This window comes from Bacteroides sp. AF25-5LB, assembly GCF_003602965.1.
Classification (GTDB): domain Bacteria; phylum Bacteroidota; class Bacteroidia; order Bacteroidales; family Bacteroidaceae; genus Bacteroides; species Bacteroides uniformis.
In genome coordinates this window covers 86,770-108,149 of the sequence record NZ_QTMC01000013.1, presented here as the reverse complement: position 1 = coordinate 108,149, position 21,380 = coordinate 86,770, and the positions used below count along the sequence as shown (strand labels likewise).

The following is a 21,380-nucleotide window of genomic DNA, read 5'->3' as shown; positions in this document are numbered from 1 at the left end:
CAGTTGCTGTGAGTTTCTTGGAAATATCGTATTTTTATCGTTTCCCGTATAGCTTGTCTATCAAATCCGTCCGTCCTATCCGGCGCAGTTCGTTTATGATGTTCCTGCGCTCTTCGGGTTTGTACCAGAAGAAGAATTGGCGTTGAGCCAGTTTCTCGCGCTGCGTTTTGGCACTGAATACCGGTTCCAACGTATAAGGATGGAAGCCCGTGTACCATGCTTCGGTGGCAACGGTCATGGGAGTAGGGGTAAAGTCTTGCACTTGCTCCAGATGGAAGTCCAGTCGCTTGGTGATGACGGCAAGTTCTGCCATATCTTCCTCCTTGCATCCGGGATGGCTGCTGATGAAATAAGGAATAAGCTGCTGGCGTAGTCCTTCTTCACGGTTAATTCTGTCGAATATCTTCTTGAACTCACCGAACTGGCTGAACGGAGGCTTGCGCATGATGTTGAGCACGCGGTCTGACGTATGCTCCGGTGCTACCTTCAGGCGACCGCTGACATGGCGGGCAATGAGCTCACGGGTATATTCCTGCGTACTTTTGTTAGTGTTCGGGTCCTTGCTCTGGTGCAGCAGCAGGTCATAGCGTACACCGCTGCCGATGAACGACTTCTTGATGCCGGGCAGGGCATCTACGGCATGATAGATATCGAGCAGCGGACGGTGGTCTGTATTCAGATTGGGGCATACCTTGGGGTAGATGCACGACGGACGCTTACATTTCCTGCAGACGGCCTCATCCCGTCCCTTCATGCGGTACATATTGGCCGACGGGCCTCCCAAGTCACTTAAGTAACCCTTAAAGTCGGGCAGCTCCATGATAGCTTTCACCTCTTTCAGAACGCTTTCCTTGCTACGGCTTACGATGAACTTGCCCTGATGCGCGGAGATGGTGCAGAAGGCACACCCTCCGAAACATCCGCGATGCAGGTTGACGGAGAACTTTATCATGTCGTATGCCGGAATACGTTTTCCCTTGTACTTGGGGTGGGGCAGGCGCGTATAAGGCAAGTCGAAAGAATGGTCGAGCTCTGCCTCCGTCAGGGGAGGATAGGGGGGATTGACTACCACTGTCTGTTTGCCGACCTTTTGTAACATGCGGGATGCTGTATATTTGTTGCTTTCCTCCTCGATATGACGGAAGTTGGCAGCTTCTTTCTTTTTATCCTTCAGACATTCTTCGTGGGAAAAGAGGGTAATATCTCCTTCTTCTGCAGCTACCTCCTTGTCGAGATAGACCATTTGCGGAATATCGGCAATGAGCTGTTTGAAGCCTTTGGTGTCCATTATTTGTTGGCATTTCAGCCTATTCGCAAGTTCCACCACCGGTTTCTCTCCCATGCCGTAGATGAGTGAATCGGCACCGCTGTCGAGGAGGATACTGGGGCGTACACGGTCTTGCCAATAGTCGTAGTGTGTCAAACGGCGCATACTTGCCTCGATGCCACCTAGTATGACGGGGACATCGGGAAATAGTTGTTTCAATATCCGGGTATATACAATGGAAGGATATTCGGGGCGCATATCCGGACGTGCGTCCGGTGTATATGCGTCATCACTGCGCAAGCGTTTGTTAGCAGTGTATTTATTGACCATCGAATCCATGCAGCCGGGACTGATGCCGAAAAACAGACGGGGGCGTCCCAGTTTCTTGAAGTCGCGTAAGTCGTCGCGCCAGTTCGGTTGGGGGACAATGGCTACGCGTAGTCCTTCCTCTTCGAGGATACGACCTATGACGGCGGCTCCAAAAGACGGATGGTCCACGTAGGCATCACCGCTGAAAAGTATTACATCTAATTCGTCCCAACCACGCAGTTCCACTTCTTTCTTGGTGGTGGGAAGCCAGTCTGTAAGGCGATATTCTTTCATTAATACATTGTAAACTGTAATGTCATTCGTTCTCCGTCGTAAATCTCACGGAAACCTATCTGCTGCTCGGAAAGATACTCTTTCATGTCATTGAAGGCAGTGGCGTTGTCCATGATGATTTCCAGCTTCTCGCCTTTCCCGGCCTTGCACATGGCTTTTATGGCAGGGATTAGAGGGCTGTAATGCTGTTGTCCGCAGGTATCGATGGTTTTCATTTATTCTTCTTCTATTTCTATAGTGCCTTGTTGGGAAAGCCATTGCAGATAGAGCTTAATGAGTTGCTGCAGTCCGAAGGCCTTCATGTTGTTGTGATAGATAACGTCGATGCAGAGGTCGAGTAGGTCTTTGCTATCTTCCTCTTGTGCGGCGATGAGGGAGCGAATGTTCAGTTTCAACTTGTCGAGCACGGTTTCGTCTACAATGCCGTTACTGTCGATGAGATGGCGGAAGAGTCCGTACTTCTCAATGGTGGCAAGGTTTTCTTCTGAAACTTCTAAGCTGCGGGTTCCGCTGGGGTTGGCTTGTATGGTGTACATGATGTTTAATGTTTAGTGGTTAATGTTTAATGATTAATAGAAGCAAAGATAGTTTTTTCACCACAGATTACACAGATTTCTACAGATTATTTATAGGGATTGCTGTTTTTCTCTGTGTTGCTCTGCCTAATCTGTGGTGAGAAAGTGAAGTATTGAGGCCATAATTGCATTTCTGGACGTTTCTTCCCTGATACTTTCAAAAGGGAATCCCATGATGAAGGTACGGTAATCGCTGCCTTGATAGGCTACGGCGGCAGATGCGTTGCCGGTGGCATAGGTCATGACTGGAAAAGCGGGAGACATGGGCAGGATACAATCAGGGGAAGTGACTGGATAGTCCTGCTCATTCGGCAGTCGGGGAAGGGTGAAAGTACGCCCCAGCCCTTGAACAGCGATTTTATCCCCGTCTGTTTTCAAGGAATTTCCATACCGGTACTTCAGAATATTCTGGATAAAATCCCTATTGCCCTGCGAATTGTCCATGTCGCTGCCTATGTATGCGCCGCTAATTAGGAGATTGCCTCCCGACTGGCAAAATGAGGTCAGTATGCGCTGCATGGGTGAGGAGAATGTCTTGTAGTATGTATTGCGTGCCGGATTGCTGGAATTGTCTTCTTTCTCCAGTCCGAGGATATAGTCTACTATCGGATAATCCTCTAAAGAGAGAATGCCTTTTTCCACAGCCTCATCGCTGCATGAGACGAAGCTGTAGTTACCGGCGGCTTGTATGGCCTTGCCGTGTACAAAAGGGTAATCGAAAGTATTTCCGATGATTTTCATACCTTCGTATTCCTCTCCACTCTCTCCCAGGCGTTTTCCCGCTTCCTTCCGGTTGAAGTTCTGCTGGGTACCGCAGAGGGAGATGTCATAGAGATAGGGAACGCCGGGATCTTGCGATAGGTCGAAACCTACAGTCTCGGGAGTGTCTATGACGGCCGGCCCACTGATACGGTCGAATCCGTTGACGATAAGTATCTGTCCTTTTTCCCGTTTGGCTTTATAGGCAGCAAGGATTTCCGAAGGGAAGCTTTCGCCGCCCCGATTCACGGCGGTTACTTTGAAGGAATAGACGATGCCCGGTTCTATTTTTACGGTATGGAACGGAGAACTGACACGTACGCCATTGTCAAATCCTCCACGTCCGATACGTGTATATACAATGTATTCGCGTGGTTTGGCAGTCGGTTCCAACGGGTCTTCCTTGCCTTGCCAGGAGAGCTCTAAAGTATTTTTCTTTTTACCGAAGCGGATGGCAAAGTGGCTGACGGGAAGCGGCTGGACCATGTACTCTTTCCCGTGCTGGTTGCATATATATTGCAGAATGGCTTTATAGAGTGCACGTCCGACGGTGAACTTGAAGTTGGGGTCATGCCCCAGACGCATATCTGCGAAGTTCTGGTGAGACAACAGTTCTACGATGGTGGAAGGAACGGCGGGCAGGCGCGTTTCACTATAGTTGCGGTTCCATAGGCTGCGACGTGTCCAGTCTACGTTGAAGGTGGAGCGGATGTCACGCTGCAACTGCGTCAGTAGGACGTCCGAGAGGTCGCGGGAGGCATGGCGGTCTGTACCGGCATTCAGCCTGCCGTTGTTGAAGTTGGTGGTATAAATGCCTAGAGTGCCTATAATCTCATTTTCCTTGCTGAAACCGGCATCGCTGTGCAGGGCCATACTCATTTCAAAGGGGATGCCCAAGCCTTCTTCTGCCGGGTTGAATACTGATTTCCCGGCAAGATAATTCACCGTACGGGAACGTGCGTTGATGTCATCGTTCATATCATTCTTCCCCTCGTAGCCTCCATAAACAGAGTAAGGCATGCCTGCCCATTGGGCAGAGTAGCGTGCGCCTTCCAGGTATCTGGGCAAGCCACTGGTTTGTCCTCCGCGGGCAATGTTGCCCATGCCTCCTCCAAAGCGGACGGCATCGGCACAGACCACGCCTTTCTCCTTGCTTTCGTTGCTCAATACCACCATGCCATAGTCATTCCGGCCTTTGTCGAAAGTGAATGTGCCGAGGTACACCCATGTGCCGCCTCCTATTTGCTGGTTCACCTTGAATTCTGTGACGCCTCCGTTGTGGAATACAAGGTATTTGGCATCGCTTACGCTGCCCGGCAGAGTCTGATAAGATACGTATACGGCATATTCTCCCGTTTCCGGAATATCGGGCACCCATTCGGCAAAAGTCTTGTCTTTCTTCTTTTCAGTTTTGGCAAAGCGTGCCGTACCGGTGAGGAAAGGGTTTTCATTGTCCTGATAGATTCGTTTCCGTTGGGCAAATCCGGGTTGGGAGGTCTGTTCCCAACGTGCTTTCCGGCTTTTCACGTCCAGATAGAGGGAACCTTGTCCTCCATCTCTGCTTAGGCTACCGTCATTGTCTACGATGACTTCCCGCTTTTGTGTGTCCCTTTCGCGGGGAGTGAATACATTGGCTCCTGCATTCTCCAGCATGGGCAGGAGGTAGGGCAGGATGAACGACTGGGTGAACTGGTCTTCCGTGGTGCAGAACAGCCTCGGGCGTTGCCATCCCCATTTGTTCTTGTCATTGATGTAATATTTCCCGTGGCTTTGCCAAAGGGCAATGTGATTTCCTTCCAGTCCTCGGGTGATTTCGTAGGGGCGTGAAGTACGGGTTACCCAAGGTATACCTTTGTATTCCAAGTGACTGAACGTACGTGCCTTGTCTTTCTTCCCTTTCCGGTAGAGGTTGGGGATAAGCTCTTCAATGTTTTTCCCATCAGCAAAGACGGTGAGGTCGAAGTTGTTTACTGGTCCTGGTAGGATTTGTCCCAGATGGCGGTAAATGGCATCGACGGTTTCAGGCCGTAGAGGCTGGTAGGCAAAGCGCTCGTTTGCATAGACAAGTAATTTCTTCTTCCGGAAGTCAATGCGGAAACTGTCTAGCTTGCAGGTACCGATGTTGGTCGTATGGGTGGTGTATTCCTTAAAGAATGTCTGGAGGCGTTCTTCCACATTCTGCTCTAGTTCTTGTGCCGGAAGGAGGATTCCATATAAGAGCCATATGCCGGTTAGGATAAGTTTTTTCATATTGATGAAATAATGAAGTTGTCAATATCTGCTTTTATCAGATAGTGATGCGTGCAAAAGTACATAAAAGAAAGCTTCGTTGACGATTGCGGTTATTTTCTTTTTATTATTTTTGCAGACATATATAATATGTAAACCTTATGAAGACACTTTTGAAAAGCAGTATTGCCTTCCTTTTGCTTCTGGTACCGGTTTTGGCCTTCGGGCAGCAGGTTCTCCAAATCATGAATGTCGGTGCACGCCAGACAACGTCCCTTGACGGACAATGGAAAACGATTGTAGATCCCTTTGAAAACGGTTATTATGACTATCGTTTGAAGCCTTATGACGGCGGTTATGCCCAAGACAAGACTTATTCTGATAAGACCCAACTTCAAGAGTATGATTTTGAAACGGATAAACTGCTGTTTGTTCCCGGTGACTGGAATACACAACGGCCTCAGTTGTACTATTATGAAGGCACTGTGTGGTATCGAAAGCATTTTGAATACTCCCTGCAACCGGGCAAACGTCTTTTCCTCAACTTTGGAGCTGTTAATTATGAAGCCATTGTATGGCTGAACGGCAAACGTCTGGGCAGGCATATCGGTGGCTTTACTCCTTTTAATTTTGAAATTACCGGCCTTTTGAGGGAAGGTACCAATAGCCTCGTGGTGAAAGTCGATAACAAACGCCATCCCGAAGCTGTGCCTACGGTCAATGCCGACTGGTGGAATTTCGGTGGCATCACCCGGCCGGTTACCTTGATTGAAACGCCTTCGACTTACATACGTGATTATTACGTACAATTGAAGAAGAATGATAAAGATACGGTTGAAGGCTGGGTACAACTGGATGGTTCTGCCAAAGAGCAAAAGATAGTGCTGGATATTCCGGAACTGAAAGTGAAGAAAGAGGTTGTAACGGACTCCAACGGTTATGCTTCGTTCCAGGTAAAGGCCAAACCGGTCTTGTGGACTCCGGAAAAACCTAAGCTGTATGTGGTGAATCTGTCTTCCGAAACAGATAAAGTCTCTGATGAGATCGGCTTCCGGACTATCCGTACAGAGGGAACTAAAATACTGTTGAACGATGAAGAGATATTCTGCAGAGGTATCAGTATCCACGAGGAGACTCCCTACTATAGCGGGCGTGCCTATTCAAGAGACCATGCCCGTACTTTACTGAGTTGGGCAAAGGAGCTTGGATGCAATTTTGTCCGCCTGGCCCATTATCCCCACAATGAAGAGATGGTGCGTGAGGCAGAGCGCATGGGATTTTTGGTATGGTCGGAGATTCCGGTGTATTGGACTATTCATTGGGAGAATAAGGATACCTATCAGAATGCGGAACAGCAGTTGTGTGATATGATTGCACGTGACAAGAATCGATGTAACGTTATCATCTGGTCTATAGCCAATGAAACGCCTCTTAGTGAACCGCGCCTGGCATTCCTTACCAAGCTGGCAAACAAGGTCAGGAGTTTGGATAATGTCCGCTTGGTTGGTGCGGCGATGGAGAAGGAAGAAGTTCGTCCGGGCGTTATGACTGTGAATGACCCGTTGGGAGAACTCCTTGACATTATCAGCTTTAATGAATATGTGGGTTGGTATGACGGCGATTCGGAAAAATGTGACCGTGTGAACTGGGTGTTCGATGCCCGGAAACCGGTCTTTATCAGCGAACTTGGAGGAGGTGCTTTGTATGGACGGCACGGTTCCAGGAAAGAACGGTTTACGGAGGAGTATCAGGAAGATTTGTATATCCGCCACGTGAATATGTTGAAGCGTATTCCGGGACTGGCCGGTACTACACCGTGGATACTGAAGGATTTCCGCTCTCCGAGGCGTCATGTACCCGAAATACAAGATGATTTTAATCGCAAAGGGCTGGTGTCTGATAAAGGACAGAAGAAAAAAGCTTTCTTTGTTTTGCAGAAATGGTACAGAGAATTGGAAGAGAGTTATAAATAGGATTTGTCCGATACATATTGAAAAAAGAGGCTGTCTCCATAATGAAAATTTGGAGACAGCCTCTTTTTATTTTTTATATTTCATCCGTTTATAGCGGAATGTATTCCACGAAAGCCTCCATCGCTTCATAGGAAGCAAGTCCGAGGCTGTCATACAAGGCGGCTGTTCCGCGGTTGCGGTCTTCACTGCGTTGCCAGAACAGACGTTCGTCATTGCCCAGGAACGGTGCACTTTCCATTTGTGACTGATGCTTCAGGATAGAGTTACGCTTGGCACGCAGTTCCTCCGGGCTGATGGGCACAGCCATTTCGATGTTTTCGATTTCCCATTCGGCCCATGCACCGCGGTACATCCAGATGCGGCATTCCTTCAACCATTTGGCACCTTCTTCTTTTTCCAGGTCGATGGCGGCAAATACGGCGTCCGTACAAACACGGTGTGTTCCGTGCGGGTCGGCCAGGTCACCGGCAACGAAAATCTGATGGGGTTTCACTTCACGCAACAAGTTGCGTACGATTTCCACGTCTGCTTCGCTGATAGGATTCTTCTGTATCTTGCCCGTTTCGTAGAACGGCAGGTCGAGGAAGTGGCAGTGATCCAAAGGTATGTTATTGTATGTACATGCGGTACGTGCTTCGCCACGACGAATCAGCCCCTTGATGGTCAAGATGTCGCGTGTATCCATGTCACCGTCTTTCTTCTCCTTCAGATACTTGCGGATTTCGGCATATTTGTCGTTGATAACCTGGTCCTCGCTGTTGTTGAAGATTTGGTTGAACCCGTTGATGAAGTGCAGGAAACGGATAACTTCTTCATCGCCTACGGCAATGTTACCGGAAGTTTCGTAAGCCACATGCACGTCATGTTTCTGTTCTACCAGACGACGGATGGTACCTCCCATAGAGATAACGTCGTCATCGGGATGCGGAGAGAATACGACCACGCGTTTGGGATAGGGCTTTGCACGTTCGGGGCGATAGGTGTCGTCTGCGTTCGGCTTGCCGCCCGGCCATCCGGTGATGGTATGCTGCAGGTCATTGAATATCTTGATGTTCACGTTATAGGCTGAACCGAACAATGCCAGCAGTTCACTCAAACCGTTTTCGTTGTAGTCCTTGTTGGTCAGCTTCAGAATGGGTTTTCCGGTGAGTTGGCATAGCCAGACGATGGCGCTGCGGATGAGCTTGTCGTTCCATTCGCAGGAAGTTACCAGCCAGGGGCGTTGGATACGTGTCAAGTTGGCGGCGGCAGACAAGTCGATAGCTACATGTGCATTGTTGTGGGTCTGTAGATAAGATGCAGGGATAGTATCTGTTACCGGACCTTCAACGCATTCTTTCACCTTTTGTGCTTTCTCCTCACCCCATGCCAGTAGATATATTTTCTTTGCCGAGAGGATGGTGGCTACTCCCATGGTGATGGAGCTGATGGGGGTATTTTCAATGCTACCGAACATTTTGGAAGCTTCATTGCGGGAATCGCTGTCCAGCAATATCAGACGGGTGGTAGAGTTCTGGCGTGAACCCGGTTCGTTGAAACCGATGTTACCTACACGACCAATGCCCAGCAAAGCGATATCTAAGCCACCGAAACTTTCAATGCGCTGCTCGTAAAGACGGCAATATTCAAAGATGGTGTCTTTGGCGATGGTGCTGTCGGGGGTGAAAACATTCTGTTTGTCAATGTCCACATGGTCTATCAGCATTTCCTTCAATGCGTTGAAGTTACTGTTGATGGCATTGGGAGCTAATGGATAATATTCGTAGAGGTTGAATATGACTACGTTGCGGAAACTTAATCCCTCTTCCTGGTGCATACGTACCAAGTTTGCATATACATTGCGCGGAGAGTTACCGCCTGCCAGTGCCAAGACACAGAAACGTCCTGCCTTTTGCTTGTCACGGATTAACTGTGCAATGTCAAGGGCAATTTGGTTGGCGCCTTCTTCTGCAGACTCATAAATATCTGTAGGGATTTTTTCCAGTCGGGTCAATACCGACCGTTCAAATGCATTCTCAGGTCTGTAGTACCTGGGGGAGACTCTGTTGAGAGTGATTTGAGAGCTTAGATTGGTTTTCATAAAATTTATTATTAATAAATGATTAAGTATTGTACTGTTCTTTCAATCAACAAATATACGAAAAACAATGTTCATCCGCATATTGCTGAAGATTAATTAAGAAATACTGTTCGTCCCATATCTCATATGGGGTTTGACAGCCGTACGGAAAGTGTCTTCGGTACATTCCATAAAGTCATGGCCAATCGCCACCGTGAGTATGGATTTTACGTTGGGTCAACATAGGATTTAGGGGTTAGAATTATTAAATTAATCATGTTGTCGCTTTGACATTGTTTCGAAGGACAAAAATAGGTACTTTTTGGAGAAGATGTACTCTTTCTTTGGGGTATTTTCATTAAATACTCTAAAAAAGCGGATTGGGTGCATTTTGTATAATGTCTCGTTCGTTTGGGGTATAAGTGAGGATAATCATATAAAAATAGACCATTCATTGCACTTTTTGTCGTTTGGGTTTGTTATATTTGTGTGTGTTTATAAACTCTAAAATATTAATGTATGAAAAGCTGGAAAGTAGAAGCAGCCATCATAGCTGTGGGGTTGCTTTTGTTGGGAATCATGGTAAAAGGCGGTATCAACAATTTTGTGAATAAGGATCGTGTAGTCAGTGTGAAAGGGTTGGCTGAGATGGAAGTACCTGCCGACAAAGTAGTCTGGCCTCTTGTCTACAAAGACATAGGTAATGATCCTGCACTGCTTTATGCCAATATGGAGAAGAAAAACGCTGCCATCGTGGGTTTCCTTGAAAACAACGGCATTGAGAAGGAGGAAATAAGTATTGCACCACCCGAAGTGATTGACATGCAGGCCGAACGTTATGTTGACCGCAACGTGGCTTATCGTTATAATGCCACGTCTGTCATCACTGTCACTTCCAAGAATGTGGATAGGGTACGTAAACTCATGTCCGGGCAAGCAGAACTCTTGAAGCAGGGCATTGCCATCACGGGAGGGGATTATAAATATAACGTGTCTTATGAATTTACCGGTCTCAATGAAGTGAAACCCAAAATGATAGAAGAAGCTACCAAAAATGCCCGTGCCGCAGCCGAGAAATTTGCTAAGGATTCGGACAGTGAACTGGGAAAAATCCGCAATGCCTCGCAAGGGCAGTTTTCCATCAGTGACCGCGATGCTTATACTCCTTATATAAAAAGCGTACGTGTAGTGACTACTGTGAACTATTATTTGAAGAAATAACGAACTCGTCCGCATCTTTCCAAGCGGGAAACTTTAACCTGAACTCCTGCAGGGAGGAAAGGCTGAGGGAGGCGGTGGCAGTTGTCTCTTCGTTGTCGGGTACAGTGGCAAGCACTTCCCCCTTCGGAGAGTAGACCACACTGCCTCCGCTGTGTGGAATGTCTCTGCCGTCTCTGCCGATACGGTTGACACCGCAGACATAACTGATATTTTCCAAAGCACGTGCTTGCAACAGAATGTCCCAGACTTTCCGGCGGGAAACGGGCCAGTTGGCAACATAAATAAGAAGGTCGTATTCGCTGTGCTTATTGCGGCTCCAAACTGGGAAGCGGAGGTCATAACATACAAGCAACAGTATGTTCCAGCCGCGATACTGGATAATGGGACGTTGGCAGCCGGAAGTGAAATGCTCTGTTTCGTGTCCCATCCGGAAGAGGTGTCGTTTGTCGTAATAGTAGGCATTGCCTTCGGGCGTAAGGAAGAATGCACGGTTGTAGTAGGAGGGATTTCCTCCTTTCGAGGCTGTTTCGCAGGCAATATAGCTGCCTGTAAGAGCGAGTTGGTATTCTTCAGACCATCGGCGCAGAGTCGTGATGGTTTCTCCCGTTGTAGGTTCGGCCAAGCTGCTGGTGTCCATACTGAAGCCAGTGGAGAATGTTTCCGGTAAAACAACAATCTCCGTTGTTCCACGAAGAGTTTCTAACTTCTCGCGGAGACGACGGAGATTTTCTTGTTTATTTTCCCAGACAATGTCTGTTTGCAGAATGCTTATTCGCATGACATTAATGCTTAATACCTGATTAGATATTTCCTAAATCAAAATTTTCGGGATTTTTTCCTTTAAAGTTCTTGAAGTACAGTTTTATCTCGCGCATATCCTTTTCTATGTCTCCGGTAGGCATGACAGTTTTGGTAGAGGAGATGGTCTTGGAAGGATAATCAATCCCGATAAGCATAATGGGTACTTGTGCTTTCAGTGCTATGTAATAAAAGCCTTTCTTCCAGTTTGGATTGGCTTTACGGGTTCCTTCGGGAGTGATGGCCAGATGGAAATGCTTACTGGCGGCAAACCTTTCTGTCATTTGGTCTACCAAGGAAGACTTGCGCCCCCGGTTCACCGGAATGCCGCCAACGGCTTTGAATATCACTCCAAGAGGAAAAAAGAACCATTCCTTTTTCATCATGAAGCTGGTTTTACGGCCGATGGCACCATAAAACAATTTACCGATAAATAAGTCCCAATTGGAAGTATGGGGTGCCGCACAAATTACACATTTGTCGTAGTTGGGCACCGTCACATTTGTCTTCCAGCCCAGCAGACGATAATAAATGAAGCTATAAAAGGCTTTCTTCATCTTATTTCAGTTTGCCCATTGCATTAATAATCTCGTCTACTTTTGCATTGAAGTCAGTACGAAGTTTTTTGTAGAAACCTTTTACATTTCCTGGTTCGGTATGGCTGATGCGGCTTATGAATTCATCTTGCATTTTTAGAATTTCAGCCATCAGTGTATCGGCTTTTTGTTTGTCTGTTCCAGGTACATATAAGCTATTTACAAGACACTCTGTGAATAATTCACCCGCAATATAGTTTATATTCTTTTTTAGTTCTTTTCTACTTGCCATAATCTTTACGTTTAAAATGAATAATCTGAGTTATTTTCGGTAAAGATAATGTTTTTCTTTGTTAGTGTAGAGGAAAAAAGGGTTTTTATGTGTTTTTAATTTATTACTTTTGTGGAATAATTCTACAAACTGTGGATGTATTCCACAAGGTAAAATGGAAGATGCCCCCATGAATAAAGAATTACTATCTTATCTTCTGTCTGATATATAGCTTATTAGATGTAACGGATAAGATAGTGGTGGATTGGCATCGAATTTGCTTTGATAGAAGGAAATAGGGTTAAATTTAATAGACAAACAAGCATGAAACAGTTTTTTACGAAAAAAGAATTAAAGCTGAAGAAGAAGAGGCTACTGATGATGGTTGCCTGCATGACGGTATTGTTGGCTGGTTATTTTATTCTGACTTGGCCTAAGAAGGTTGAACCGGAAGCTCCTACCGTAATCGTAGAATCTGCAGAAAAAGGAGATGTAGAGATATATGGTGAGTACGTGGGACGTATTCGTGCCCAGCAGTTTGTAGAGGTACGTGCGCGTGTGGAAGGGTATTTGGAGAATATGCTTTTTGCAGAAGGAACATATGTCACCAAGAACCAGGTGCTTTTTGTAATAAACCAGGACCAGTATAGGGCAAAGGCTGACAAAGTCCGTGCACAGTTAAAGAAGGATGAAGCGCAGGCATTGAAGGCAAAACGTGATTTGGAGCGTATCCGCCCCCTTTATGCGCAGAACGCTGCCAGCCAGCTGGATTTAGACAATGCCCAGGCTGCTTATGAGACTGCAGAGGCCTCGGTAGCGATGAGCCAGGCCGATTTGGATCAAGCTGAATTGGAATTGGGGTATACATTGGTCCGTTCTCCGCTATCGGGACATATCAGTGAAAGAAATGTGGATTTGGGAACATTGGTCGGACCGGGAGGCAAGTCCTTGCTGGCTACGATTGTGAAAAGCGATACAGTTCTGGTAGACTTCAGTATGACGGCATTGGATTACCTGAAAAGCAAGGAACGGAATATCGATATAGGGCGTCAGGACTCGACGCGTTCCTGGCAGCCGAACATTACGATTACTTTGGCGGATAATACTATTTATCCTTATAAGGGGTATGTGGACTTTGCCGAACCTCAGGTGGACCCGCAGACGGGAACATTCTCCGTACGTGCAGAAATGCCGAATCCTGACAGAGTGTTGTTGCCGGGGCAGTTTACAAAGGTGAAGCTGTTGCTGGATGTACGTGAGGGTGCTGTCGCCGTTCCTCAAAAGGCAGTTACCATTGAGAAAGGTGGTGCATATATTTTTGTGATGCGCCGGGACTCTACGGTTGAAAAGCGTTTCATTGAGTTGGGACCTGAATTTGGCAACAATTGGGTGGTTGAACGTGGTCTGGCTGCCGGAGAACAAATTGTGACGGAAGGTTTCCACAAGCTGACTCCGGGTATGAAAGTACGTGCCCAGGTTGCCGTTCCTAAAAAGGAGGAAGAACAGACGAGTGATTCTCTGAACAAGCAGGTTGTTTCCGAAACGAAGCAGACTACTCCGACTGAGAATAAATCAAAGGACAACAACCCTTCAAAGTAATGATGTTATGAAAGTAAGTTTCTTTATAGACCGCCCGGTATTCTCGGCGGTGATATCGATTGTGATTGTAATTGTCGGTATCATTGGCCTGACCATGCTGCCGGTAGACCAATATCCACAGATAACGCCTCCAGTAGTGAAAATCAGTGCTTCCTATCCGGGAGCTAGTGCATTGACTGTTTCGCAGGCGGTGGCAACCCCTATCGAGCAGGAGATAAACGGTACTCCCGGCATGCTATATATGGAGTCCAACAGTTCCAATTCTGGAGGATTTTCGGCTACGGTCACTTTCGACGTGTCTGCCGATCCGGATTTGGCTGCCGTAGAAATACAGAATCGTGTGAAACTGGCGGAGAGCCGTTTGCCGGCCGAAGTGATTCAAAACGGTATTTCTGTGGAAAAGCAGGCTCCCAGCCAGTTGATGACCATCTGTCTGACTTCCAGTGACCCGAAGTTCGACGAAATTTATTTGAGTAACTTTGCTACTATCAATGTACTCGACTTGTTGCGCCGTATCCCCGGTGTTGGACGTGTTTCCAACATTGGCAGTCGCTACTATGCCATGCAGATATGGGCGTTGCCCGACAAACTTGCCAACTTCGGACTGACGGTGCAGGATTTGCAGAATGCCCTGAAGGACCAGAACCGTGAGTCTGCTGCGGGTGTTTTGGGACAACAGCCGGTGAATGGGCTCGACATTACTATCCCTATCACTACCCAGGGACGCTTAAGTTCGGTAAAGCAGTTTGAGGATATTGTGGTCCGTGCCAATGCCAACGGTTCCATTATTCGTCTGCGCGATGTGGCTCGTGTTTCATTGGAAGCATCTTCATATAGTACGGAGAGTGGAATCAACGGTGAGAATGCTGCTGTTCTCGGTATTTATATGCTTCCCGGGGCCAATGCAATGGAAGTTGCAAAAAGCGTGAAGGCTGCTATGGAGGAAATCAGTGCAAATTTCCCTGAGGGGATGAGTTATGAGATTCCCTTCGACATGACGACTTATATTTCCGAATCCATTCACGAGGTATACAAGACGTTGTTCGAAGCGCTGATTCTGGTGGTACTGGTCGTATTTCTTTCCTTGCAAAGTTGGCGTGCGACGGTGATACCGATTGTTGCGGTACCTATTTCCCTGATTGGTACCTTCGGTTTCATGCTTATTTTCGGTTTCTCTCTGAACATACTGACTTTGCTTGGATTGATTCTCGCTATCGGTATTGTGGTGGATGATGCCATTGTGGTGGTGGAGAACGTAGAGCATCTTATGGAGACGGAGAAATTGAGCCCGTATGAAGCTACCAAAAAGGCGATGAACGGATTGGCAAGTGCCTTGATTGCTACATCATTGGTGCTCTGTGCCGTATTTGTACCGGTAAGTTTCTTGAGTGGAATCACCGGACAGTTATACCGTCAGTTTACCATTACTATCGCCGTTTCTGTGTTGCTTTCTACGGTAGTGGCCCTGACACTTAGTCCCGTCATGTGCTCGCTCATATTGAAACCCGACAATGGAAAGAAAAAGAACATAGTTTTCCGCAAAATCAATGAATGGCTGAACTTGGGCAATCACAAATATGTGGCTGTCATTAATCGGGTCATCAAGAATCCCCGCCGCTTAATGAGTGCGTTCGGGCTGGTACTGGTTGCTATTTTCATTATCCACCGGTTGGTGCCTACCAGCTTCCTGCCGGTAGAAGACCAGGGCTATTTTAAGATAGAGTTGGAGTTGCCGGAAGGTGCTACTTTGGAGCGAACCCGTGTGGTGACGGATCGTGCTGTGCAATACTTGGAGAAGAATCCCTATGTGGCCTATGTGCAGAACGTGACAGGTAGCAGTCCCCGTGTGGGTAGTAACCAGGCGCGCAGTGAGCTGACGGTTATCCTGAAACCGTGGGAAGAACGTAAGGGAATTTCCATCGATAAGATAATGGAGAATGTGGAGAAGGATTTGAAGGAATATCCCGAATGCAGGGTTTATCTTTCCACGCCTCCGGTCATTCCGGGATTGGGTACTTCGGGAGGTTTCGAAATGCAGCTTGAGGCGCGTGGAGAAGCAACGTTTGACAACCTGGTGCAGGCGGCAGATACACTGATGTATTATGCCCAGAAACATAAGGAGCTGACGGGGCTTTCATCATCCTTGCAGTCTGAAATACCGCAGCTTTATTTTGATGTGGACCGTGATAAGGTGAAAATGCTGGGTGTGCCCCTGGCGGATGTATTCTCTACCATGAAGGCTTATACCGGTTCTGTATATGTGAATGACTTCAATATGTTCAACCGTATATATAAGGTGTATATTCAGGCTGAGGCTCCTTATCGTGAGCATAAGGATAATATCAACTTGTTCTTTGTAAAGGCAAAGGACGGAGCGATGGTGCCGCTTACTTCCTTGGGAAATGCCTCTTATACCACCGGTCCGGGCAGTATCAAGCGTTTCAATATGTTTACTACTGCCGTCATCCGCGGTTCTGCGGCACAAGGTTACAGTTCCGGTCAGGCAATGGAGATTATGGAGCAGATTGCGCGTGACCACTTGCCAGACAATATTGGTCTGGAGTGGAGTGGCCTTTCCTATCAGGAAAAGAAAGCGGGAGGACAGACGGGCCTTGTGCTTACGCTGGTATTCCTTTTCGTATTCCTCTTTTTGGCTGCGCAATATGAAAGTTGGACGGTGCCTATCGCTGTATTGCTTTCACTGCCGGTTGCCGCTTTGGGTGCCTATCTGGGCGTTGTGATATGCGGATTGGAGAATGATATTTATTTTCAGATTGGCTTGGTGATGCTGGTGGGACTTGCGGCAAAGAATGCCATTTTGATTGTGGAGTTTGCCAAGGTGCAGGTCGACAAGGGAGGAGACTTGATACAGTCTGCCATCCATGCTGCCCAACTCCGTTTCCGCCCTATTCTGATGACTTCCCTCGCTTTTGTATTGGGAATGCTTCCTATGGTATTGGCAAGCGGACCTGGCTCGGCAAGCCGTCAGGCCATCGGTACGGGTGTTTTCTTCGGAATGATATTTGCCATTGTATTCGGTATTGTGCTTGTACCGTTCTTCTTTGTCCTGGTATACAAGACAAAAGCAAAAGTGCAGCATAAGATTAAGAAAGACTGATTTTAAAGACAACATTTATGAAAAGAAAGAACATATATATTATTTTGTTGCTGAGTATGTTTGCCCTTACCTCATGCAAGGTGGGCAAGAGCTATGTGCGTCCGGAGATGGCATTGCCAGATAGCCTGGCACAGCAGCAGGATAGCATGAGCATAGCCGATGAACAGTGGCAGGCGGTTTATACGGACAGCACGCTGCGTGGTTTGATAGACCGTGCTCTGGAATATAACAAAGACATGCTGATCGCAGCTTCCCGTGTCAAGGAGATGGCTGCCCAAAAACGTATCAGTGTTGCTAACCTTCTGCCGCAGCTCACCGGAAAAGTGGAGGCTGAGCGTGAGGTGGAGAATTACGGTGGTCATAGCCGTGATGTAGGCAATTCTTACGAAGCCAAGGCATTGCTCTCTTGGGAACTGGACCTTTGGGGAAACTTGAGATGGAAGAAGGTGGCTGCTGTGGCCGAATATCTGCAAAGTGTGGAGGCGCAGCGTGCGTTGCGCATGACTATCGTTGCGGAAGTGGCGCAGGCGTATTATGAGCTGGTAGCCCTTGATACGGAACTGGAGATTGTACGCCAGACACAAAAGGCGCGCGAAGAGGGAGTGCGCTTGGCCCGTATTCGTTTTGAAGGCGGGCTGACCTCGGAGACCTCTTATCAGCAGGCTCAAGTGGAGTTAGCCCGTACGGCTACGCTTGTTCCGGATTTGGAGCGCCGTATCTCTCTGAAAGAAAATGATATCTCTTTCCTTGTGGGGGAATTTCCTACCCGTATCAAGCGTGTCAATTTTCTGCAGGAACTGGATGTGCCGGAGTCCTTACCGGTAGGTCTGCCTTCGGATTTGTTGGAACGTCGCCCCGATGTCCGTGCGGCAGAGCAGCAGTTGAAGGCTGAACATGCCAAAGTGAAAGTTGCTTATACCAATATGTTCCCCCGTCTGGCCCTGACCGGACAATTTGGATTGGAAAGTGATGTGTTGTCCAATTTTCTGGAATCCCCCTATTCCTTATTGAATGGGGCGGTCTTGGCACCGCTTTTCGGTTGGGGAAAGAACCGTGCTGCACTGAAAGCGCAGAAGGCTTCTTTTGAAGCCGAAGTGCATAGTTATGAAAAGACTGTGCTGAATGCTTTTAAGGAAGCGAAGAATGCCATTGTGGATTTCAATAAGATAAAGGAGGTCTACCAACTGCGTGCCAAACTTGAACGCTCTGCCAAGGGATATGTGGATTTGGCACAGTTGCAATACATCAACGGCGTCATCAATTATATGGATGTGCTCGACGCCCAGCGTGGTTATTTTGATGCCCAAATAGGGGTAAGCAATGCCATCCGCGACGAACTTATTGCCATGGTAAATGTCTATAAGGCATTGGGGGGCGGCTGGCAAACCGAATGACGTGTGATTAAAGAAAACTGTAAGGGCGTGTATATACTATCAAATATTTCGGTACATACACGCCCTTTTTCTATAATTGGCTTATTTCATCTGGGATTCTGTATTTAGAGTCTCCTTGTCTTCTTTCTTTTTCTTTGCCTTTTCTACTTCAAGAGCTACGTTTACGGCATTCATGCCTTTAAGGCCACGTTCAAGGTCGAACGTCACAATATTGCCTTCTGTTATATCTGTCAGCACATTATTAATGTGGAAAAAGTATTTTTCGACTCCGGATAAGTCCTTGATGAAGCCGAAGCCTTTCGATTCATTGAAAAATTCGATACGTCCTCTGCGGATGACCGGTTCTTCCTTGTCTTTTTTGGGAGTTGATATGACGATTTCTTCCAGCTTTATTTCTTCTTTAGGAGTGTTTTCTGCCGGAGGAGTAGAGGTTATCATGCCGTTTTCGTCAACATAGGCAATCATATCTTCAAAGCTGCTCGCTTTGTTGGATAGCTTTTTTTCTTCTTTCTTTTTCTGTTTTTCAGCCCGTCGGGCGAGTCTTTTCTTCTCATTTTCACGCTTGTCTGCGGAGATGGATTTGGCCATGTATTTTTATTTTTTTAGTTATAAAAAAAGCAGGGGGCATTGCTACAACACCTCCTGCTTCTGTCAGTAGTTAAGAATATTAATATCTTCTAGAGTTGTAACCGCCTCTTCTGTCGCGATTGCCGCCATTGGAAGGTCTTTCTTCGCGGGGGCGTGCCACGTTTACCGAGATTTGTTTGTGGTCAAATTCAGCACCGTTCAATTCGTCAATGGCTTTCTGGCCTGCTGTATCGTCCGGCATTTCTACGAAACCAAAACCTCTGGATCTTCTTGTTTCTCTGTCTGTAATGATTCTTGCAGAAGAAACTTCTCCGTACTCTGAAAATAAATCGTTTAAGTCAGCGTCTGTTGTGCTGAAATTTAAACCTGAAATGTAAATGTTCATTTGAAATTTTAATTAATTGTAATTATTAAATTGGAGTATGGAGAATAATTATGGAAGAGACCGCCTAATAATAGTTGTATATTAAAAGAAGAACAATGCGATAACGACTCGTAACTCAAACTTTGCGACAAAGATAACACAATAAATCAGTTAATTGCTTTCTTCTCCTTTTTATTTTAGGATAAAAAACGATAAATGTCATTTTATACATTATTTCGGCTTCTCGTTTGCATATCTTACGAAAAAAAGCGAAATTTGCGACGCTTTTAAACGGAACTTTACTAACACCTTTAAATAATTAAGAGAAATGACTAAAAGTGCATTGCAAATTGCAAGGGCTGCCTATCAGCCCAAACTTCCGAAAGCGCTGAAAGGAACTGTTAAGGCTGCAGAAGGCGCAGCTACTCAGTCTGTTGCTGACCAGGAAGAAATCAAGAAATTGTTCCCCAACACGTACGGAATGCCTTTGATTAAGTTTGAAACTACCGATGAGGCGGTTGACTTCCCCGCAATGAACGTGGGTGTTATCCTTTCCGGTGGACAGGCTCCCGGCGGCCACAATGTGATTTCCGGTATTTTCGACGGTATCAAGAAGCTGAACAAAGACAGCAAATTGTATGGCTTTATTCTGGGTCCTGGCGGCTTGGTTGACCATAATTATATGGAACTGACTGCTGACATCATTGATGAATACCGCAATACGGGTGGTTTTGACATCATAGGTTCGGGCCGTACAAAGCTGGAAAAGGAAGAACAGTTTGAGAAAGGTTATGAAATCCTGAAGGAACTCGGCATCAAGGCACTGGTAATCATCGGTGGCGATGACTCCAACACCAATGCTTGCGTACTGGCTGAATACTATGCTGCCAAGAATTATGGTGTGCAGGTAATCGGTTGTCCCAAGACCATCGACGGTGACTTGAAGAATGATATGATTGAAACTTCTTTTGGTTTCGATACAGCTTGCAAGACTTACTCTGAAGTAATCGGCAACATCCAACGTGACTGTAACTCTGCCCGTAAATACTGGCACTTTATTAAGTTGATGGGACGTTCTGCTTCTCATATCGCTTTGGAATGTGCATTACAGGTACAGCCCAATATGTGTATCATCTCTGAAGAGGTTGAAGCGAAGGATATGTCTTTGGACGATATTGTGACCAACATTGCCAAGGTCGTTGCCGAACGTGCAGCCCAGGGTAACAACTTCGGTACGGTTCTTATCCCCGAAGGATTGGTTGAATTCATCCCGGCCATGAAGCGTCTGATTGCTGAGTTGAACGACTTCCTTGCTGCCAATGCAGAAGAGTTTGCTCAAATTAAGAAATCTCACCAACGCGATTATATCATCCGTAAACTTTCTCCGGAGAATGCGGCCATCTACGCAAGCTTGCCCGAAGGCGTGGCTCGCCAGTTGTCTCTGGACCGCGACCCGCACGGAAACGTACAGGTATCTCTGATTGAAACAGAAAAGTTGCTGTCCGAAATGGTTGGCACTAAGCTGGCTCAGTGGAAAGAAGAGGGCAAGTTCGTAGGCAAGTTTGCTGCACAGCACCACTTCTTCGGTTACGAAGGACGTTGCGCTGCTCCGTCTAACTTCGACGCTGACTACTGCTACTCTTTGGGTTATGCAGCATCTGCATTGATTGCTAACGGAAAGACCGGTTACATGTCTTCTGTACGCAACACGACTGCTCCTGCCGAAGAATGGATTGCAGGCGGTGTGCCCATCACTATGATGATGAACATGGAACGTCGCCACGGTGAAATGAAGCCGGTTATCCAGAAGGCTCTGGTGAAGCTGGACGGTGCTCCGTTCAAGGCATTCGCGGCTCAGCGCGACCGTTGGGCTATGGAAACAGACTATGTTTATCCGGGTCCTATCCAGTACTTCGGTCCGACAGAAGTTTGCGACCAGGCTACGAAAACTTTGCAGCTGGAGCAGGCTAAATAAGTTGACGCATCAACAAGTTGACAATAAAACGGAGGGGCGGTTCATTCCGCC

Annotated in this window: 16 protein-coding genes; 6 read left to right on the top strand and 10 right to left on the bottom strand. The window is 47.0% G+C overall.

Annotation, left to right across the window (positions count from 1 at the left end):
• Positions 1 to 34 precede the first annotated feature (34 nt).
• The 4 genes from DWY57_RS14735 to DWY57_RS14720 form a co-directional block, all read right to left on the bottom strand.
• A complete protein-coding gene (locus DWY57_RS14735; RefSeq protein WP_117600953.1) occupies positions 35 to 1,870 on the bottom strand; it encodes a YgiQ family radical SAM protein in 1,836 nt (611 codons plus the stop codon).
• Positions 1,870 to 2,085: a sulfurtransferase TusA family protein gene (locus DWY57_RS14730; RefSeq protein ID WP_117600952.1), complete on the bottom strand. Its 216-nt coding sequence runs from the start codon at positions 2,083 to 2,085 to the stop codon at positions 1,870 to 1,872. The genes DWY57_RS14735 and DWY57_RS14730 overlap by 1 nt, the downstream gene beginning before the upstream one ends.
• The gene (locus DWY57_RS14725) at positions 2,086 to 2,406 is read right to left on the bottom strand and encodes a hypothetical protein (RefSeq protein ID WP_117600951.1); all 321 of its coding nucleotides are present in this window, start codon (positions 2,404 to 2,406) and stop codon (positions 2,086 to 2,088) included.
• Positions 2,407 to 2,532: 126 nt separating this feature from the next.
• Positions 2,533 to 5,454 carry a xanthan lyase gene (locus DWY57_RS14720; protein WP_119961976.1) on the bottom strand — a complete coding sequence of 974 codons (2,922 nt, stop codon included), beginning with the start codon at positions 5,452 to 5,454 and terminating at the stop codon, positions 2,533 to 2,535.
• A gap of 140 nt (positions 5,455 to 5,594) precedes the next feature.
• On the opposite strand from DWY57_RS14720, the gene DWY57_RS14715 reads away from it, so the two are divergent.
• Positions 5,595 to 7,406: a glycoside hydrolase family 2 TIM barrel-domain containing protein gene (locus tag DWY57_RS14715; RefSeq protein WP_117600949.1), complete on the top strand. Its 1,812-nt coding sequence runs from the start codon at positions 5,595 to 5,597 to the stop codon at positions 7,404 to 7,406.
• Between the two features lie 88 nt (positions 7,407 to 7,494).
• Here the strand turns inward: DWY57_RS14715 and DWY57_RS14710 are convergent, their stop codons facing one another.
• Positions 7,495 to 9,486 (bottom strand): glucosamine-6-phosphate deaminase, encoded by a 1,992-nt coding sequence (locus tag DWY57_RS14710; RefSeq protein WP_117600948.1) that lies wholly within the window; start codon positions 9,484 to 9,486, stop codon positions 7,495 to 7,497.
• A gap of 498 nt (positions 9,487 to 9,984) precedes the next feature.
• Between DWY57_RS14710 and DWY57_RS14705 the strand changes: the two genes are divergently transcribed.
• A complete protein-coding gene (locus DWY57_RS14705; protein WP_117600947.1) occupies positions 9,985 to 10,686 on the top strand; it encodes an SIMPL domain-containing protein in 702 nt (233 codons plus the stop codon).
• Here the strand turns inward: DWY57_RS14705 and DWY57_RS14700 are convergent.
• Genes DWY57_RS14700 through DWY57_RS14690 form a run of 3 tightly spaced genes read right to left on the bottom strand, consistent with a single transcriptional unit; the run spans position 10,658 to position 12,312 of the window.
• Positions 10,658 to 11,464 (bottom strand): amidohydrolase, encoded by an 807-nt coding sequence (locus tag DWY57_RS14700; protein WP_117600946.1) that lies wholly within the window; start codon positions 11,462 to 11,464, stop codon positions 10,658 to 10,660. The two genes, DWY57_RS14705 and DWY57_RS14700, sit on opposite strands and share 29 nt — an antisense overlap.
• Before the next feature lie 22 nt (positions 11,465 to 11,486).
• Positions 11,487 to 12,041 carry a 1-acyl-sn-glycerol-3-phosphate acyltransferase gene (locus DWY57_RS14695; RefSeq protein ID WP_117600945.1) on the bottom strand — a complete coding sequence of 185 codons (555 nt, stop codon included), beginning with the start codon at positions 12,039 to 12,041 and terminating at the stop codon, positions 11,487 to 11,489.
• Between the two features lies 1 nt (position 12,042).
• Positions 12,043 to 12,312 carry a hypothetical protein gene (locus DWY57_RS14690; protein WP_117600944.1) on the bottom strand — a complete coding sequence of 90 codons (270 nt, stop codon included), beginning with the start codon at positions 12,310 to 12,312 and terminating at the stop codon, positions 12,043 to 12,045.
• Between the two features lie 303 nt (positions 12,313 to 12,615).
• Between DWY57_RS14690 and DWY57_RS14685 the strand changes: the two genes are divergently transcribed.
• From DWY57_RS14685 to DWY57_RS14675, 3 genes are read left to right on the top strand one after another with little or no spacing between them, the layout of a single operon-like run.
• Positions 12,616 to 13,890: an efflux RND transporter periplasmic adaptor subunit gene (locus tag DWY57_RS14685; protein WP_117600943.1), complete on the top strand. Its 1,275-nt coding sequence runs from the start codon at positions 12,616 to 12,618 to the stop codon at positions 13,888 to 13,890.
• A gap of 7 nt (positions 13,891 to 13,897) precedes the next feature.
• On the top strand, positions 13,898 to 17,008 hold the full coding sequence (locus DWY57_RS14680) for a multidrug efflux RND transporter permease subunit (RefSeq protein WP_117965466.1): 3,111 nt from the start codon (positions 13,898 to 13,900) through the stop codon (positions 17,006 to 17,008).
• Between the two features lie 17 nt (positions 17,009 to 17,025).
• Positions 17,026 to 18,402, top strand: coding sequence for an efflux transporter outer membrane subunit (locus DWY57_RS14675; protein ID WP_117600941.1), 1,377 nt, complete (start codon positions 17,026 to 17,028; stop codon positions 18,400 to 18,402).
• 81 nt (positions 18,403 to 18,483) lie between these two features.
• Here DWY57_RS14675 and DWY57_RS14670 read toward each other — a convergent pair whose 3' ends face one another.
• Both DWY57_RS14670 and DWY57_RS14665 read right to left on the bottom strand, forming a co-directional pair.
• A complete protein-coding gene (locus DWY57_RS14670) occupies positions 18,484 to 18,990 on the bottom strand; it encodes a cold shock domain-containing protein (RefSeq protein WP_119961975.1) in 507 nt (168 codons plus the stop codon).
• A 79-nt stretch (positions 18,991 to 19,069) separates the two neighbouring features.
• The gene (locus tag DWY57_RS14665) at positions 19,070 to 19,375 is read right to left on the bottom strand and encodes an RNA-binding protein (RefSeq protein ID WP_117600939.1); all 306 of its coding nucleotides are present in this window, start codon (positions 19,373 to 19,375) and stop codon (positions 19,070 to 19,072) included.
• Between the two features lie 307 nt (positions 19,376 to 19,682).
• On the opposite strand from DWY57_RS14665, the gene DWY57_RS14660 reads away from it, so the two are divergent.
• Complete coding sequence (locus DWY57_RS14660; RefSeq protein ID WP_117600938.1) at positions 19,683 to 21,329, top strand: diphosphate--fructose-6-phosphate 1-phosphotransferase; 1,647 nt, start codon at positions 19,683 to 19,685, stop codon at positions 21,327 to 21,329.
• Positions 21,330 to 21,380: the final 51 nt, after the last annotated feature.